The sequence below is a fragment of the Methylobacterium sp. NFXW15 genome (genome assembly GCF_049887755.1).
Taxonomy (GTDB): Bacteria; Pseudomonadota; Alphaproteobacteria; order Rhizobiales; family Beijerinckiaceae; genus Methylobacterium.
In genome coordinates, this window is the sequence record NZ_JAGEKG010000021.1 from 1 (window position 1) to 15,986 (window position 15,986).

Sequence of the window (15,986 nt, forward strand, 5' to 3'; positions counted from 1 at the left end):
TTCGCGTAGGTCCTGGCTGTAGGGTCGGCCCATGCCTCGCTCCTCATCTGGAGCGCGCAATGAATCAGCCTCATACCGCCAAGTGAACCCCGCACGACCGACTCAGCTCAGACCGAAAACGCTCTAATGCAACCAGGGTGGCTCGATAGTGAGCCCAGATCTGGTGTGTATGCCGGTGTTAAACTAGCGGGAAATCTGCGTAACTCGGCCAAAACCGATCACACTTCGCGCGCGCCGCTGGCGCCGGAAACACAAACCCCTGCACGAGCAGGGGTTTAAATGGAGCGGGCGATCGGGATCGAACCGACGACATTCAGCTTGGGAAGCTGACTCGATTACTTTGCATCCCGCCAACTGACGGTTAACTAGAGAGCTATCGATACTGATATTGAAGGGGAAATCGCCCGTGCCACCAACGCACCCCCTTGCGCTGGGAGGCCCGGATGCGGCTGGTATCGGGCTGGTATCAGGGGGGATGGTCCGATTGCAGCGCCGAACAAGTGGACGCGGGAGCGGGTCGCCATCCGCAAGATCCACATCGATCGCGCGAACGCCTTGGTAGCGAGCGGAGCGTTCGAGGGGCGCGGCTACGAGTGGGCGGACACGACCCGGCCGGGGCTGATCCTGCGCGTGGGTCGCCAGGGCGGGGCATGGCACCTTAAGACGGAGGCGCGCACCGTCCGGCTGGGCGACATGAGCATGTCAGTCACCGCCGCGCGCGAGGCTGCCAAGCGTGCCAAGGCCGACCTCAAGGCTGGCAAGAATCCCTCCCGGGACGACCTGCGGGTCTGGGAGGATGCGACGAAGAGCGGGGTCCCGGTTCGGACGGCGCGAGCCGTAGCGTTCCCAAAGACCTTGCACGAGCCGACCCAGGACGAACGGCGCCGGGACGGTCCTTGGGAGTGGCACGACCTCGTTGACGTCTACCTAGCGAAGAAGCTTCCCACCCTGAAAGAGAGGTGGGCGACGCAGTACGAGCGTCACCTGCGCCGGGCGGTTGATGACTACCTCCGCCGCAAGCTCGTCAAGGACGTGACGCAGGAGGACCTCCTCAAGCTCCGCGCTCGCATCCTGAATGAACGGTCGGCGAGCGCGGCCGCGGACACCGTGGAGGCCATCAAGGCCGCGATGGACTGGGCAAAGGCGCAGGAGCCGATCCTCTCCGGGCTCGACAGCGCGGCCTATCCCTGGTGGCGGGAGGGCGTCCAGGTCGAGTACCAGTCCGGGACGCGTGACCACACGCCAACGCTAGACGAGCTCGCGCGCACCATTGTCGTCGCCGAACACTACCGCGCCCTCGGCGGCACCGCGAAGGAGACCGACGACGCGACGCTTGCGGCCCTGTGGGCCATCGTGCTGACCGCCCAGCGGCTGTCCGCCCTTGTCGGAACCCGACGGACGACGACACGGGATTGGGACGAGCGCCCGGGCTGGAAAGTCTGGACGTGGACCGCCGTCGAAATGAAGGGGCCGGGCGGAGCCGGTAAGAAGAAGGCCAAGCCCAAGCCGCATGGGCTTCCGATTCCTCCCGCCGCGCTTGCGGCGCTGGCGCGGTTTGGCGTGGACCGGAGCAGCACATACCTGTTCCCCGGCAGGGACCCGCGGCGAGCCGTGACGGCTTCGGCCATGACCGGCCTATTCGACCGGTTGAAGGGCAAGGCCAAGGGCGCTCGGAAGGGCGGCCTCACGGTCCGGCCCGAGGGCGACCTAATGGAGCGCTACGGCATCCGGCACTGGACCCCCCACGACGTCCGCCGCACCCTGTCGTCGCTGCTCGACATGGAGCGCCTCGGCGGCTCCGGCTCGGCCATCTTGGCCCACAGCAAGGCCCGGGCAAACGGGGATCAGGACGCGGAGCGCGAGCTGCCGGCGTCCATCACTCTCAAGCATTACATCCACTCCCAGCGCATCGAGTTGAAGGCTCTCGGCATGCAGGTGTGGACCGAGGCCGTCCTTGCGACCTACGCCCGCGAGAAGGCCGCCTTCGACGCGCGGATGCCTGCCGCGCCGGTCCTACCGGAACCCCGGGCTCCGAGGGCCCGAGCGAGATCCCGCGGCCGGTCGGCCGACACGAATCCCCTTCCGCCGCGCTGATGGCCGGAGGCCTCCATCAGGTCCTCGGCGAGGGCACGCATGACGGCATCGCGCTCCTCCGGTCCCGCATCCGCGACATCCTGATAGCTGAGCATTGACCTCTCCATCCTTGAGAACAAATAGGGAACGCTTGGGCGGCTTCAACGGGGGATGAGAACGGGATGCGCGAACCTCGCGGGCTTGGCGATTTCTCCTACAGGCGGGTGCGGGTGACTTGCGTCTGGTGCCCCCGGCGCCGCGGAGACTACTGCATCGAGCGCCTGTCCGCCCGCCTCGGCGCCGAGGCCGACCTCGACACCGTGCTGCGCTGGATCACGCGGACGTGCCCGCGCCCGAAACCATGGGGCCGGCGGGGGCCGAGCCAGTACGTGCCCTGGTGCCGTGCCACCTACGACGACCTGCGCGCGGGGCGACCACCCGACCATTAACGAGACCCCTTGAATATACCGCAATATGCGGTATATTCCTTCTCAGCCGCCCGGGGCGATCCGGGACCGACGATGGAGAGACCCGATGACCGCGTTCCATATCTCGCAGGCCTCCGACATGCGCTACGACGCAAGCGCCTTGGAGGCCGTGATCGACGCGGCGCCCAGGTCTGGATACCGCTTCCACTTGATCGGCCTCGATGACCTCGAGCCCGATGTCATCGTCGCGACCAGCCTGGATCACGTCGATGCGGAACTCCGCCGTCGGTACCCGGCGGGTAATTACGGCCTGTCGGACCTCCACCCTTTTCCGTCCGAGGCCTTCTCACCCCGAGGAAGTCATTGCCCTTTGCGAGCGCATCGGGCTGACGGCCGCCCCCTACATGGGAGGGAGCAACCGCCTCATCATCCGCGACGCCGACAAGCATAAGATCGTGCCCTGCACCGAGGCGCTCGATGGCACGATGCATGTGGCTCAATGGGAGGTCAGACTAGCCCTGCGCACCCTGGCGAACAGGCGGCATGAGGCTGCGTTCCCCGAGTAGACATTCCATCGAAGACCTCTTGAATATACCGCAGATTGCGGTATATTCTCTTTCAGCCGCCCGGGGCGATCCGGGACCGAAGATGGAAGTCTAGCCAATGTCGAACCGCATCCCCTCCCACATCCTCCGTCATATAATGGTCGCCTCCTGGAAGGACGCCCGTCGGGAGGCCAAGCTCGACGGCGAGCTGGTGCGCGCTCACCTCGCCGCAGCCATGCGGTTCCACTGGAAGAGCGCGCGCATGAGCATCATCACTGCGCGTCGCGAGGCTGCGGAACTTGTATCCCTGCCCGTTATTATCCCGGCGGTCGTGACCAGCGCCGTCTCTGAGAGGCAGATGGCCTACGCGCAGGAGAAGGTGGCGCTGCAGGCGCGCTTCCTCGCCAAGGGGTTCGCCCGTCTCCGTGAAACCCTTGGGAGCGACGAAGATCGTGCGATGCTCGACAAGGCTGTGGCCGCGTTCAAGGGCGCCTCGGCTAGGTTCTGGCTCGACCTGCAGACCGGTGATGACGTGGAACAGTTCGCGCAGATCCTCACCCTCCGCGCTGGTGGCTTCGAGATCCCCGCCGGCGTGTTCATGCCGGACCGCATCCGGCTTGCCGATTCCATCTGAGGGGTACTCGATGTCATGGACCGTCCGCCTGCGCGCCCACGACGGCGCGCAGATACTGGAGAACGCCACATACCAAACCCCGGAGGCGGCCATGGTCGCCTACCGGGCGCTCCTCGACCGCGAAGACCTCATCGGCGAGCCGGTGGCGGCCGTGTTCAAGCCGCCCCGCGGCGCGGTCGAGGGTGGCAACGTCTCGAATTGGTTCTCACGGTTCGACTGCGAGCTCGGCGAGGGGCGCATCGCGGGAGACGACCCACGGCTCGACCCATGGGCCAACCCGGCCGATGCGAACGGCGCGCTCAACTCGCCGGCGCCTCGCCGGGTGGCCGAGCGGGTCGACTGGGAGGGTGACGAGCGTCAGTTCGCCGACATCTGCAAGGCATGGGCGAAGGCGGTCGGCGGGCGCGACGCTGCGGCTGAATCCCTTCGTGTATCGCGCAAGACGTTCGACGGATGGTGCGATGGACGAGGTGCCGGACAGGAGGCGATGGTTCGTCGCCTGATGACGGTCATCGATGGAACGAGGTGAACACGTCCCGCGGCGGCCTACGTTCAGGATATCCCGCTTTCGGGCCCTTTATGCGCAGAACATGACGGCATCCGGCTATCTCGGCGCTCCTTATGTTCAGCCCCGGCGCGCCGCCCAGGGATAACATCGCGGCCGCCGTTGACCGCCTGAGTCCGCGCCGCGATCATCGCCCCCCTCACCAGCCGCACGAGGCCGACGTGAAACGCCGAATAGCGCTCCCCCGCCAGACGAGACCGACACCCGGGGCGTGACGCGCGTGCGCAGCCCCTTCGCGGAGGCTGCCATGACCACATTTTTCACTGCCGATTCCCACTTCGGCCACGCTGGCGTCCTCGCCATGTCGGGTCGACTGTTCGCCTCCATCGAGGAGCACGATGAGGCCCTCATCGCGGCCTGGAACGCCGTCGTGGGACCGAAGGACGAGGTCTGGCACCTCGGAGACTTCGCCATGGGGGCGAGCCCGGAGCGGTGCACCGCCCTGTTCCGCCGGCTCCGGGGACGCAAGTGCCTCGTGCGGGGCAACCACGACCGGAAGCGCACGCTCGACCTGCAGTGGCACGAGCAGCACGACCTGCTCAGCCGGAAGATCGAGGGCATCCGGGTCGTCGCCTGCCATTACCCCATGATGGCTGGGCGCCTGGCGCGGGTCGATCCACCTTTTCGGGCACACCCACGGCTCGTTGCCTGACACCAGGCAAAGCTGCGACGTCGGCGTGGACAGGTGGTCGTACGCCCCCGTGACGCTCGGGCAGATCCGGGAGCGCCTCGCCGCGACCCCAGACATCCCGGAGGAGATCCGGCTCGGACAGGAAGGGGAGGACGACGATGCCGCGTGAACAGGAGATTCCAGCCGACACGGTGACCTGTCTGCGCTGCGGCTGGGTCTCGTACGCCGTGACGAAGGCCCACGCCGAGGAACATGTCGAGCGCCACAACGCGTACCGGCTGGCCGATCCGTCCCGGCTCAAGCACTGGCCCACGCCGGCCTCCGTGGAGGAGTACCGGTGTCGCGGGTGCGGGCAGTGGGGACCCTATCGCAAGGCCCGCCAAGGGGACTGCCCGACCGGGGCTACGATTAACCCGGTCGTCTGCGAGCACGCCGAATAGAGAAAGGGCCCCGGCGGCGATGCCGGGGCCCTCTCTTTATATACGGCGCTCACCCCCGGCTGGGGTGGCGCTCCCGTTCTGCCCGCGCCCTCCACTCGGCCTCCGCGGCGACCAGGCGGTCATGCAGGTCGCGGGCCTCCGCGGCACGCGGGTGGTCCACGTCGAGGAACGGCCTGACACGCGCCGCCGCCCCGGAGAATCCGGCTGCCCTGCAGCGGGCAACATGGGCTCGCTCATCGAGGCTCGTTGGTTCAGGCCCGTAGCCCCAGTGGGTGAGCGTCCTCGGTCGAGCGAACGTCTCGCTCGCGCCGGCGATGGCCTCCTCCATAGCGCTGACCGGCGCCGCGTCCCTGGCGGCCTGCAACAGCGCCGGGTCGGTCTCCGCGACGGCGCGGGCGAGGGACTCGGCCTGATCGGCCAGGACCTCCTGAACGGGTGCGTCCTCGGCCGGCGCGGGCGGGGATTCCGAGAGCGGCGGGGAAACTGCATGCAGGGCGCGGCACGCTCCCCGGGCGACGGGCGGCAGGCGGGGCGTGAACGGTACTTGAGCGGTCAAGCGAGGCGTTCCTTCTTCTCGGCTTCGATGGCACGGCGGTGGGCAGCGTTCTCAGCCGCGGCGGTGAGCATGATCATGTGCGTGTGGGCCCATGACCCGATGCTGGCCTTGATCAGCCCGGGCTTCGGAAAGGCACGGCGCCTCCACGCCGCTCGGGCATCGGCGAGCGAGGGGTGGCGGCTGACGACGCTCCAAGTGCGCCGGTCCACGATGACATGCGTGGCGGGCGGTTTCGCGCTTCTCGGCTTACCAAGAGCGGGCATAGGACCCTCCGGTGTCGGGCTCGGCGTAGAACTCGCGGAAACCCAACTTGCCCTTGAGCTTGGGCGTCACCTTCCCGCGCTTCGGCTTGCGGTCCCACGCCAGGAGCGCCTCCCGGAAGGCCGGCGTCACCTCAACGGTGTAGTCCCAGCGTCCGATGGCGATGTCCACGGACGCCGCGATGCGCACGACCGTGGAGCGGGAGCACTGGATCACGTCCGCGATATCGTCGACGTCCGTCCGGCCGCTGGCGTTCGGCTCCGGCAGCACCGGCTCGCACGGCACATGACGGAGCACGTCGACGGCAGTGCGGAGGCGCCGGCGGCGCTGCTGCCGCAGGGTCAGCCTGTTCCGTTCGGCGCGGTCCCGGAGCACCCGGTCGCGCTCGACCTCCGCGTCCGACCGGCACATGGCCGCGTCCGCCAGGTGCTGGATGAAGCGCCCATGGATCTCCGCGGCCGCCGGCCCGACGACGAGGGCCCGCAGGCTCCATGCCTCGCCGTCGCCGGGGTGATGCACGTAAGCCCGGGCGGCCGCGCCGGCATCGAGCAGCGGCGCGATGCGCAGGGCGGTGTAACGCGGCAGGTGCCCGAGCATCCGCGAGTTGCGCCACCAGACCTGCACTGCGTTCCCGTCGTGCGGATTCGCGGGCTCGCGGACCAGGTGAAGGCGGTCGCCCGGGAGCGGCAGGACGCGCTCGCCCGTGAGCTCGTCGAGCTTCCCGTAGTCGTAGAACTGCAGGCCGGCGATCTCGGAGACGAACCACGGCTCGGCCGCGAGCAGTGCGGCGGTCTCTACCATCACGTCGGTTCCGTCGAGGCCGGAGAGGTCGGGGTATGCCTCGTCGGTCATGGCTTCCCCTCGTTCGGGTCGACCCAGGCCATGGCGGCCTCGATGGAGCGGATGGAAGCCCGCACCTGCGACAGGACGAGCGCCTCCTCGCTGGCGACGCGCCGCTGCAGGCGTTCGTCCGCCCACCGGCCGGTACCGGCGCGGGTCCGGGCTGCGGTCAGGACGGCGGCGTAGCGGGCGCGGGTCTCGCGGGCGTCGAGGGCGGCGAGACCGTCGACGAATCGCGAACGGTCGCTCATGCCGCGGCCCTCCCGTCGACGCGCTGCCAGTAGGCCGACGTCACCTTGGCGTGGCCCTTCACGGTTCGAACCCAGCCGTCCTCGAAGGCGTGGACCATGCCCCATCCCTCGACCGGCGAGGTCAGGTAAAGGTTCGGGACCTGCACGGACCGGCACGGGCGCAGCCCCGTAGGTCCGAACAGGAACGCATCGCTGCGGTCGGCCGGCTCCTCGATGCCGAGCGCAGCGAGGATCTCGCGGGCCTCGTACGGCTTCATTTTGCCCCACTCCAGACCGAGTTGAGCCGCCCGCACGATCATGCGGTCCTCGGTGTGCTCGCGGCTGTCGAGCAGGTCGCGCCAACGCCCATCGGTGACGAGGTCGACGGCGTGATGCCACCGGGCGTCCACGGCGCCGACGCGGCTCTCGTCCCAGACCGCGCGGACGCCGAGCACGGCCTCGACCCGCTTCACGAACGGGAGGGCGCCCGTGGCAGGGGTGCGCAGCCAGAGGCGGACCGCTCCGTCGACGAGCTCGACGCTCACGGGGAAGGAGTAGGAGCGGGGCGAGTACGGGACGCTGGGATCCTGCAGCGTCCCTGCGCTGATGCTCAGGATGTAGGGAGACGTGATGACGCCACGGTCGTTCAGGACTTGGATCAGGCGCTCCGTCGTCCACGGCGAGAAATCGAGGGCGAGCTGATTGGGGTCTGGCCGGCGCTTCGCCATCACAGGACCTCCGCCTCGATGAGGGTCAGGCCGTCGGCGTCGTAGAGCGCGACGGTCTCGGGCTCGCGCGGCACGTAGACGGTCGCGCGCTGCAGGCCGAGCGGGCGCAGGACGGTGTCACCGGGGTCCCGGCGGCCGCGCAGGACGTCGTGGACGTATTGCTGGGAGACACCGTTCTGGCGCCCCCCTGCGGCCTGCCCGCCGGCCCCGGCGCACGCAGCACGCAGGCGGTCGACAACCTGCTCGCGGCGCAACCTCGGAGTAGTCCTGCCCATCTCCGGCGCCTCCGACGCGATCAACTGCGTCGAGAGTACCGCATTTCCGCTTATCCGCAAGGTCACGGAAAGCTTCGAAAGTCGAAGGATCGGTTGTCATGAAGGACCCAACGTTACAAAATGTGAAGTTGGGGCGCGTTCCTCCGCTGTGTGTTTGATTTTGTTTGACGGTTGCTCATTCCACTAAAAAACGGTGTGCTTCAATACGCATATCCGCGGATTCTCCAGGAGCCGAACCCTGTGAACCTCGCCTTCGCCATACCCACCAAGTTCTGGCTCTGGACGGCCGCCCTCACGCCGGGGACGCGTCGCGTCGTCGTCGACAGGTTGATCCACCCCGTCCGCTACGAAGACACGGACGGCATCCACACCGGCGTCGTGGAGACGGACCTCCCCGAGGGCACCGTCGTCGTGACGACGCAGGCTGGCATGCCGGAGCGGTTCGGCACGTGCTTCGTCATCCTCTCGGACGTTCTGCAGCACGTCCACGAGCACGAGGCGCAGGACGTCCTCGACCCGGCTGAGGCGACGCCCCGGTTGCACGAGCGCCTCATGCGAGAGGCTGGCCTCGACTACGTGTCGCGCCGGTTCCACTACCCCTCCGGGCACACGATGGTGAAAGGGCAGCTTCGGGTGCGCGGCGGCTGGTACGCCGTCGTCACCGACACGACCGCCAAACAGGTCTGGATGCGCGCCGCGACGACCGCGGAGATCCTCGCTGGCGGCGGTGTCGTCCCTACCGCGCCGGTCGGCCAAGACCTGATCGCGGCCATCCGCGCCGAGGTCGCCGAGGACGCGGCAGCCACCCCCTCTGCGGCGTGATCATCACCGGGCTGGTGATTTTCCGGCCCGAGCCTCAGCCTTCCCCCACGGGCCCGCAGAGACGGCTCATCATCCCAGGAATCGAGACCACCATGCGCAAGATCGCCAAGCTCGCCCTCCTCGCCTTCGCCGCCATGGCCGCCGCCACGAAAGCTGTCTGGGACGGCTCGAAGTGGGTCATGAAGAGCCTGTTCGCCCCGCCGGAGCCCGCCGGCATGGCTATGGAGGACGCGTTCGAGGACGTCGCCGCCCGCGCCGCCGCACCCGTGACGCCGTCACAGAATGCCCGTGACACCGTCACGCCCGCCCCGGCCCCGAAGCCCGAGGCCGCCCTCAAGCCGGCCGCGACGGCTCAGGTCGTCGAACTCGACCCGGTCCTCGCGAAGGGCAAGATCGCCTACACATACGCCTGCGCCCTCACGACCCTCGACGAGGAGCCCTCCAGCGCCGGGCTGAACGAAGCCGAGGCCGCGTGGCTCTCCAGCCTCAACACCGCCGAGATGATGCACATCTGGCGCGGAGGCCCGATGCAGGCCGGTGCCCACATGCTGGGCATCAAGGCCATCCCCGGCCTCCCCCTGTGCCCGACCCTGGCGGAGTACCGGCATGTCCTGGGGAGCGCGGCGAGGATCACACCCCGCCAGCGCGAGGAGATCGCCGAGTACAACGAGACCCTCGACGCCGCCTTCGACGAGATGATCAACAGCCCCACCTTCGAGCTCAAGCACGGCATCTAATGAGCAACCCCCGAACAGCGAAAGGCCCGCCTCGGAGGTACCGAGGCGGGCCTTTCTTTTTGTGCGGTCACCGGCCTGGATGGCCTTGATACTTGCGGCGTGCACACTTTGTCGTGCTCTCACGTGCGCACGTCGTGCTGACGCTATGCCGACCGGGCGGCGCGGAGGACGAGGCCCTCCGCGCGGAGGGCGCGCCGGTGCATGCTCGCGGTCTCGGCCCGGGCGGTGGAGGTCTCCTGACGGGACGTGGCGAGCTCCCGCTGCAGCCAGGCGACTTGTTCGCGGAGGTCGGCAGCCTCGTCGACGGCGGCTTGAAGCTGGGCGCGCTGGCGGGTGACGGCGGCCATCGCGCGACCGGCGGCCGAGACGTTCCGGAGGCCCTGCTCGTAGTCGGCGTCGGCCTGACGGACGCGGGCATCCTCGATGCTGGTCGCCAGCACGCCGGCGAGGCCCAGGCCGACATGGTCGAAGGTGGAGGCGATGTCGTGGGCGCGCATGGGGCTCTCCGTCGTCCGGGTATGCCCTCACGATCGGGGGTCCGAGACTCACTGTCGAGTAGGAGTCAACTGTTGTCCCTGGCCGTGACACCGCCGCAGGCCGGGGTTTTGTACTGAGGTTAGCGCCCCGTTACTTCCTGACTGTGTAACGCCGAATCTGGAAAGCCGCCATCCGCCTCAGACGAGGCGCAGCCGCTGCGCGACCGCCTGATGCGCCGCGGCCCGGGAGACCTGTCCGTCCTGAACCTTGGCCGCCCGCACGTGCGCGATGGCCCGCCGCATCACGTCCTCGACGTCCACAGTCATGCCCGCGACGCTGCCCCGGCGGACGCAGTGCCCGACGAAATCAGCCGCGTGCAGGGCCTCCGCCATGGCGGTTGCGACCGCCGCGTCGACCACGCGCGGGTCCGGAAGACCGGCCGCTCGACGGGCAGCCCGTTCCGCCCGCTTCCGCTCCGCCGGTGTCAGCGGGATGTGCTTGGCGAAGTTGTCGTCGGGCTTCGGGAAGGCTTCGATGCGGTCGAACATGGCGGGCTCCTCAGGGGGAGATTCCGCCCGGCCGCGGCAACCGACAAGGTCGGTGTCTAGCGGTTTCGTGACACCGTCCAAGGGGGTTGGCCGTTGCGGACGCCATCCGCAGGCTGCCGCTCATGTTGAAGGTCAGCCTCGAAATCGACGTCGCCGGATTCGAGCGCGAGGTCGACACGCACATGCTGAAGGTGTTCCGGCCCGCCGTCGTGGACGCCCTGAACGCGGCCGGCGAGGCCGCGGTGGACGCCGTCCGGAAGGGCATGCTGACCGCGTTCGACCGACCCAAGCCATTCACCTTGGATGGCGTCGGTTTCTTCAAGGCGAGCGTCCGTAGCGACGGCGGCGACCCCTCGATCCTCAACTACATCAAGGACCAGACGGCCAGCTACATCGACGTCCACGGCTGGGGTTGCGGGGCTGGGGCCGCAGCCTCCTCGGCGTCCTCGCCGTCCAAATCGTATCTTCGCTCCGAGGGTGGTGCTTGTGATTGACCGGCTACGAGGGCTCCCATTGATGCGGTCGCGCGCTCAGCCTTCCTAATCGCGGCGGTCGCCCTCGTCCGCATCATGGCTTTGACCACCAACGGGCATGGGCGGCGCACGCCTCTCCTCAGGGCCGAAACCGCATCCCTCGGGACCGCCCTGTATGCCAACCTGACGATTCTGTTCTACGTGCCGTCCGTCAGCGCGTTCGGCATCGACGCTGCCTTCTCCATGGTGCTGGCCATATCGGACAGCGTTAATCCGAGAACCAGCCGTTCCGCTTTGCGCCCATAACAGCCATATTGCCGCCTCCGACGGCATCCCGAGAGCGGACATTCCAAGGCATAAGCTTTGGCTGTGGGTCGCGAGCGGCTGTGAACATGACTAAAAGCGTGACGGCCCACTTCGATCCGCTACTGGAGACCGCCGCAAGCTTCAGCGGTATTCTCTGCCTCGCCGCGGACCCTCAATCACCTTAAATGACGAGAGCCCTCCGAAAATGATGGCTGTCACTTGTCATATGGGGAATTGTATTCAAAACTCACGTGCTCGATCTCGCATGAGTTACGGGCAGCGAGTCGGAAAACCGACCGCGTGTAATGCACTCGGAGGAAGCGTCGTGAAGCTTTTCAGGACGACTCTGTTCGTCGCCGCGCTGTCGCTCGTGGCGAATTCGGCGATGGCCCAGGTCGAGGTCAAACTCGGCCACGTCGGCGAGCCCGGCTCACTGTTCGATCAGACGACAGCCGAGTTTGCACAGCGCGCGAATACAAAGCTCGCCGGGAAGGCCAAGGTGGTCGTGTTCGGGTCCAGCCAGCTCGGCAGCGACGACGAGATGTTAAAGAAGCTCAAGCTGGGCACCCTCGATCTCGCCTTACCCTCGACGGTCATGACCACGGTGGCGCCGGAATTTGGGCTGTTCGAGATGCCCTATCTCGTCAAGGACCGGGCCCATGCGGCTAAGATCCGCGACGCGATCATCAAACCGGTCCTCACGCCCATTGCCGCCAAGGCAGGTTATACGATCATCGCCACCTGGGAGAACGGGTTCCGCCAGATCACGAACAGCAAGCGCCCGATCAAGGAGCCCGCGGATCTCAAGGGGATCAAGCTCCGGGTGCCGAAGGGCGTGTGGCGCGTGAAGATGTTCCAGGCCTACGGCGCGACGCCCAGCCCGATGGCGTTCTCGGAAGTATTCGTGGCGCTCCAGACGGGCGTGATGGACGGCCAGGAGAACCCCCTGGCGCAGATTTATCCGGCCCGCTTCCAGGAGGTGCAGAAGTACCTGTCGCTCACCGGTCACGTCTACACGCCGGCCTATCTCACCGCGGGGCGCCGTTGGAAGAACCTGCCGGAGGACGTGCGCAAAGCGCTGGAGGAGACCGCCGTCGAGATGGAGCCCTGGGCCCTTGAGATCGCCGCCAAACTCGACGACGACCTGCTCGGCAAGCTCAAGGCGGCGGGCATGCAGGTGAACGAGGCCGACAAGAAGGCCTTCATCGAGGCCTCAAAGCCGGTCTACGACGAGTTCTCCAAGGACGTCCCCGGCGGCCGCGAGCTGATCGATAAGGCGCTGGCCCTCGGCAACGGATCCTGATCCGCCACCCCACCGGATACCGATCCCAGCACGTACCGATCTCGTCCAGGCGGGATCGCGCGGGAGCTTGAGACCCACGCATGCAAACCGTCCGCCGCTGGTTCGACCGCTGTCTGGAGGCCATCGCGGCCCTCCTGATGGCGGCGCTGACGATCATCCTCGTCCTGGGCTTCGTCTACCGGTTCCTGGGCATGTCCCTGGTCTGGTACGACGAAATCGCATCGATCGGGCTCGCTTGGCTCACCTATTACGGCAGTGCGCTCGCGGCTCATCGGGGGGCGCATATCGGCTTCCCCGGCATCGTCAACGCGTTCCCGCCGGGGCTCCGCGTCGCCGTCACCCTGGTGGCTGAGGCTATCGTGATCGGCTTCTTCCTGGTGCTGGCCGTCTACGGGACGGAGGTCGTCCTGGTCCTCCAGGGCTCGACCCTGGTGTCGCTGCCCGACGTATCTCAGATGGTCACCCAGTCGGTGATTCCGATCGCCTCGGTCCTGTTCATCGTCGCCGAGTTGCTGCGCCTACCGGAGGTGATCCACGACGCCCGCACCGGAGGGTTCGAGGACCATGAGCTGAAGGAAGCGCTGGGTTCGACCGAGCCCGCCCGGGAGCCCGCACTTGAGAGGGCTCGGCCATGACCGCACTCCTGGTCTACATGTTCTGCGGCCTGTTCGGGATGGTGCTCCTGAACGTGCCCGTCGCAGTGGCGCTGGGCGTCGTCGCGGTGGCCGCCATGTGGTTCACACAAGGGGCCGATTCGCTGCCGAACGCTGCCCTGGTGATGTTCGAGGGGGCGACCAATTTCCCGCTGCTCGCCATCCCGCTGTTCATCTTCGCGGGCGGCATTATGAACTCGTCGTCGATCTCGCGGCGGCTGGTAAACCTCGCCTCCGCCATGCTGGGCTTTGTCCGCGGCGGCCTCGCGATGGTGACCATCGGCGCCTCGATGTTCTTCGCAGAGATCTCCGGTTCGGCGGTGGCCGGCGTGGCGGCCCTGGGCACACTCCTGATCCCGGCGATGAAGAGCCGTGGCTACTCGAAGGAATTTTCCGCCGCGGTGTCCTCGTCATCGGCGAGCCTCGCGATCATACTACCCCCCTCGATCCCGATGATTCTCTACGCCGTGATGGCCCAGGTCTCGGTGGTGAAGATGTTCATCTCCGGCTTGCTCCCGGGCCTGCTCGGCGCAGCCGGCCTTGCCCTGGCGAGCTACGGCTACGCGCGCAAGTACGACTTCCCGGTCGAGCAGCGCTTCTCGCTGGCGGTGCTGGGGACGGCCCTGCGCGAGGCGCTCTGGGCGCTGATGCTGCCGGTCATCATCCTGGGCGGGATCTTCGGCGGCTTCGTCACGGCGACCGAGGGAGCGGCCGTCGCCGTCGTGGCCGCGCTGATGATCGCCACGTTGGTCTACCGCGAGCTATCCCTGGCAGACCTCTACAAGGCGCTGGTGGACGCGGCCATCCAGACCGCAGTGGTGATGCTGCTCGTAGCGTCCTCCGCGCTGATCGGCGTACTCCTCACCGAGGCGCAAGTGCCGCAGGCCCTCGCCCGGTCGATCCAAACCTACACCACCAATCCCTATCTGGTTCTTCTGCTGCTCAACTTCCTGTTTCTGATCCTCGGGATGTTCCTGCACTCGGCGGCTGCGATCATCCTGACGGTGCCGATCGTATTGCCGCTGATCCAGCAGGTCGGCATCGACCCGGTCCATTTCGGGCTGGTTCTCACCCTGAACCTCGCCATCGGGCAGCAGACCCCGCCGGTCGCCTCGGTGCTGATCGCAGCCTGCGCCATCGCGAAGGCGGACATTTGGGAGACCACCAAGGTCAATCTCGGCTATATTGGCGTGCTGCTCGTGGTGCTGCTGATCTGCACCTACCTGCCCTGGCTCGCCCTGGCGCCGATCCACTGGTTCTATGGCGAGGCCGCGGGGGGCTGAGGGGCGTCTGCGGCATCGCTGCTGTTCAATGTGCAAAGCCTGCACGGACGAGCCCTCTCGGTTCATCTACATCTGCACCACAAAATCTCGGGACCAAACAGTCGACCGCCTTCGCGGCCGCCACGAGGACGAGTGCCGCCGCAGCCGGTCTAGGAGTTTTTCGAAGGGAGAAGAGAAGTCTAGAGCTGGCCGCGACCAACGCGGCGACAAGCTGTAGGCGCTAGAAATCGAGCAGCCGGATCGCCCACCACTCGGTCGGGAACAGCGGGATCAGGATCGCAGCCGCCAGAATCGCGGCGAGCAGGACGAGCACCCAGCCGGCGACGGCCTTCACGACCGGCCCGGCATGGGCTGGCTCGCCTCCGGCCGCGGAACGCCCGTCAAGCCATCTCCCTGGTCGGACAGGGACTTGAGCACGCTGATTGAGCCGTCGTCTCCAGCACCACCGCCGCGGCCTGCGAGAGGTCGTCCAGCCCTTCGGAGCGCAGGGCGGAGAGGACATCGTCCCGGGTCATGCGCTGGCGGCGCATCGCGTCCGGCCCTAATCGTCATCGGCTGTGTCGCGGCCGCCCAGCTCGGCGTCTGGCTGGAGACGGCGCATATCGCCGGGTACGACGCGTCGTCGCCGAACAAGGACTGGGGCTACTCCGGCGGCGCCGAAGGGGCCCGCGCCCTGCTCAGCGCGGTCGCGTCCTCGACCATCGGCGTCGCGGGCACGACCTTCTCCATCACCATCGCGGCCCTCACGTTGGCATCCAGACAGATGGGCCCGCGGCTCCTGCGCAACTTCACCCGCGACGCCCGCAACCAGATCGTGCTCGGCATCTTCCTGGGCACCTTCGCCTAAGCGCTGATGGTCCTGCGCACGGTCCGCACGGTGCAGGAGAGCCCGTTCGTCCCGCACCTCGCCATCAGCGGCGCCATTGCGCTGGCACTCCTGTCCATCGCCACCTTGGTTTGGTTCGTCCACCACATCGCCACTGGCATCAACGTCGAGACCGTGGTCGACGCGGTCCATGGCGACCTGCGCGATGCGGTGGACACTCGCACGTTAGAGCGTTTTCGGTCTGAGCTGAGTCGGTCGTGCGGGGTTCACTTGGCGGTATGAGGCTGATTCATTGCGCGCTCCAGATGAGGAGCGAGGCATGGGCCGACCCTACAGCCAGGACCTACGCGAA

General features: G+C 67.4%; 22 protein-coding genes, 1 tRNA gene and 1 pseudogene. 16 read left to right on the top strand and 8 right to left on the bottom strand.

The features are described from left to right. Window positions 1-280 precede the first annotated feature (280 nt). Window positions 281-351: transfer RNA gene (locus J4O73_RS23925), tRNA-OTHER, on the bottom strand. Between the two features lie 204 nt (window positions 352-555). Between J4O73_RS23925 and J4O73_RS23930 the strand changes: the two genes are divergently transcribed. The 8 genes from J4O73_RS23930 to J4O73_RS23965 all read left to right on the top strand — a co-directional run bounded on the left by J4O73_RS23930 (window position 556) and on the right by J4O73_RS23965 (window position 5,316). Then, complete coding sequence (locus J4O73_RS23930) at window positions 556-2,094, top strand: integrase arm-type DNA-binding domain-containing protein (protein WP_426221489.1); 1,539 nt, start codon at window positions 556-558, stop codon at window positions 2,092-2,094. Between the two features lie 161 nt (window positions 2,095-2,255). Further along, window positions 2,256-2,522 carry a hypothetical protein gene (locus J4O73_RS23935; RefSeq protein ID WP_426221490.1) on the top strand — a complete coding sequence of 89 codons (267 nt, stop codon included), beginning with the start codon at window positions 2,256-2,258 and terminating at the stop codon, window positions 2,520-2,522. A gap of 383 nt (window positions 2,523-2,905) precedes the next feature. Further along, window positions 2,906-3,067 (top strand): hypothetical protein, encoded by a 162-nt coding sequence (locus J4O73_RS23940; protein WP_426221491.1) that lies wholly within the window; start codon window positions 2,906-2,908, stop codon window positions 3,065-3,067. 97 nt (window positions 3,068-3,164) lie between these two features. After that, window positions 3,165-3,680, top strand: a complete 516-nt coding sequence (locus J4O73_RS23945) for a hypothetical protein (protein WP_426221493.1) — start codon at window positions 3,165-3,167, stop codon at window positions 3,678-3,680. Between the two features lie 10 nt (window positions 3,681-3,690). Continuing rightward, a complete protein-coding gene (locus tag J4O73_RS23950) occupies window positions 3,691-4,209 on the top strand; it encodes a hypothetical protein (protein WP_426221494.1) in 519 nt (172 codons plus the stop codon). Between the two features lie 283 nt (window positions 4,210-4,492). Beyond that, window positions 4,493-4,897 (top strand): metallophosphoesterase, encoded by a 405-nt coding sequence (locus J4O73_RS23955; protein WP_426221496.1) that lies wholly within the window; start codon window positions 4,493-4,495, stop codon window positions 4,895-4,897. A gap of 25 nt (window positions 4,898-4,922) precedes the next feature. Beyond that, window positions 4,923-5,045: a hypothetical protein gene (locus J4O73_RS23960; protein ID WP_426221498.1), complete on the top strand. Its 123-nt coding sequence runs from the start codon at window positions 4,923-4,925 to the stop codon at window positions 5,043-5,045. Beyond that, window positions 5,035-5,316 carry a hypothetical protein gene (locus tag J4O73_RS23965; protein WP_426221500.1) on the top strand — a complete coding sequence of 94 codons (282 nt, stop codon included), beginning with the start codon at window positions 5,035-5,037 and terminating at the stop codon, window positions 5,314-5,316. Before J4O73_RS23960 ends, J4O73_RS23965 begins: the two co-directional genes overlap by 11 nt. A 49-nt stretch (window positions 5,317-5,365) precedes the next feature. Here the strand turns inward: J4O73_RS23965 and J4O73_RS23970 are convergent, their stop codons facing one another. From J4O73_RS23970 to J4O73_RS23990, 5 genes are all read right to left on the bottom strand, one after another. Next, the gene (locus tag J4O73_RS23970; protein WP_426221501.1) at window positions 5,366-5,872 is read right to left on the bottom strand and encodes a hypothetical protein; all 507 of its coding nucleotides are present in this window, start codon (window positions 5,870-5,872) and stop codon (window positions 5,366-5,368) included. Window positions 5,873-6,118: 246 nt separating this feature from the next. Continuing rightward, window positions 6,119-6,985, bottom strand: coding sequence for an HIRAN domain-containing protein (locus J4O73_RS23975; protein ID WP_426221503.1), 867 nt, complete (start codon window positions 6,983-6,985; stop codon window positions 6,119-6,121). Beyond that, window positions 6,982-7,224 (bottom strand): hypothetical protein, encoded by a 243-nt coding sequence (locus tag J4O73_RS23980; protein ID WP_426221505.1) that lies wholly within the window; start codon window positions 7,222-7,224, stop codon window positions 6,982-6,984. Before J4O73_RS23980 ends, J4O73_RS23975 begins: the two co-directional genes overlap by 4 nt. Beyond that, window positions 7,221-7,931 (bottom strand): hypothetical protein, encoded by a 711-nt coding sequence (locus J4O73_RS23985; RefSeq protein ID WP_426221507.1) that lies wholly within the window; start codon window positions 7,929-7,931, stop codon window positions 7,221-7,223. The genes J4O73_RS23980 and J4O73_RS23985 overlap by 4 nt, the downstream gene beginning before the upstream one ends. Then, window positions 7,931-8,206 carry a hypothetical protein gene (locus J4O73_RS23990; protein ID WP_426221509.1) on the bottom strand — a complete coding sequence of 92 codons (276 nt, stop codon included), beginning with the start codon at window positions 8,204-8,206 and terminating at the stop codon, window positions 7,931-7,933. The genes J4O73_RS23985 and J4O73_RS23990 overlap by 1 nt, the downstream gene beginning before the upstream one ends. 240 nt (window positions 8,207-8,446) lie before the next feature. Here J4O73_RS23990 and J4O73_RS23995 point away from each other — a divergent pair, with 240 nt between their 5' ends. Together J4O73_RS23995 and J4O73_RS24000 are read left to right on the top strand one after the other, a co-directional pair. Then, window positions 8,447-9,028, top strand: coding sequence for a hypothetical protein (locus J4O73_RS23995; RefSeq protein ID WP_426221511.1), 582 nt, complete (start codon window positions 8,447-8,449; stop codon window positions 9,026-9,028). A gap of 92 nt (window positions 9,029-9,120) precedes the next feature. After that, window positions 9,121-9,765: a hypothetical protein gene (locus tag J4O73_RS24000; RefSeq protein WP_426221513.1), complete on the top strand. Its 645-nt coding sequence runs from the start codon at window positions 9,121-9,123 to the stop codon at window positions 9,763-9,765. A gap of 143 nt (window positions 9,766-9,908) precedes the next feature. On the opposite strand, the gene J4O73_RS24005 is transcribed toward J4O73_RS24000, so the two are convergent. Together J4O73_RS24005 and J4O73_RS24010 are read right to left on the bottom strand one after the other, a co-directional pair. After that, window positions 9,909-10,262 (bottom strand): hypothetical protein, encoded by a 354-nt coding sequence (locus tag J4O73_RS24005; protein ID WP_426221514.1) that lies wholly within the window; start codon window positions 10,260-10,262, stop codon window positions 9,909-9,911. A 177-nt stretch (window positions 10,263-10,439) separates the two neighbouring features. Then, a complete protein-coding gene (locus tag J4O73_RS24010) occupies window positions 10,440-10,790 on the bottom strand; it encodes a hypothetical protein (protein WP_029358219.1) in 351 nt (116 codons plus the stop codon). A 125-nt stretch (window positions 10,791-10,915) separates the two neighbouring features. Between J4O73_RS24010 and J4O73_RS24015 the strand changes: the two genes are divergently transcribed. From J4O73_RS24015 to J4O73_RS24040, 6 genes and pseudogenes are all read left to right on the top strand, one after another. Next, window positions 10,916-11,284, top strand: coding sequence for a hypothetical protein (locus J4O73_RS24015; protein WP_426221517.1), 369 nt, complete (start codon window positions 10,916-10,918; stop codon window positions 11,282-11,284). 75 nt (window positions 11,285-11,359) lie between these two features. Then, window positions 11,360-11,569, top strand: coding sequence for a hypothetical protein (locus J4O73_RS24020; protein WP_426221518.1), 210 nt, complete (start codon window positions 11,360-11,362; stop codon window positions 11,567-11,569). Between the two features lie 385 nt (window positions 11,570-11,954). Next, on the top strand, window positions 11,955-12,872 hold the full coding sequence (locus tag J4O73_RS24025; protein ID WP_426221524.1) for a TRAP transporter substrate-binding protein: 918 nt from the start codon (window positions 11,955-11,957) through the stop codon (window positions 12,870-12,872). 80 nt (window positions 12,873-12,952) lie between these two features. After that, complete coding sequence (locus tag J4O73_RS24030) at window positions 12,953-13,507, top strand: TRAP transporter small permease (protein WP_426221520.1); 555 nt, start codon at window positions 12,953-12,955, stop codon at window positions 13,505-13,507. After that, on the top strand, window positions 13,504-14,808 hold the full coding sequence (locus tag J4O73_RS24035; protein WP_426221522.1) for a TRAP transporter large permease: 1,305 nt from the start codon (window positions 13,504-13,506) through the stop codon (window positions 14,806-14,808). Before J4O73_RS24030 ends, J4O73_RS24035 begins: the two co-directional genes overlap by 4 nt. A gap of 544 nt (window positions 14,809-15,352) precedes the next feature. Continuing rightward, window positions 15,353-15,865, top strand: a pseudogene (locus J4O73_RS24040) (DUF2254 family protein); the annotation flags it as partial. Between the last annotated feature and the right edge of the window lie 121 nt (window positions 15,866-15,986).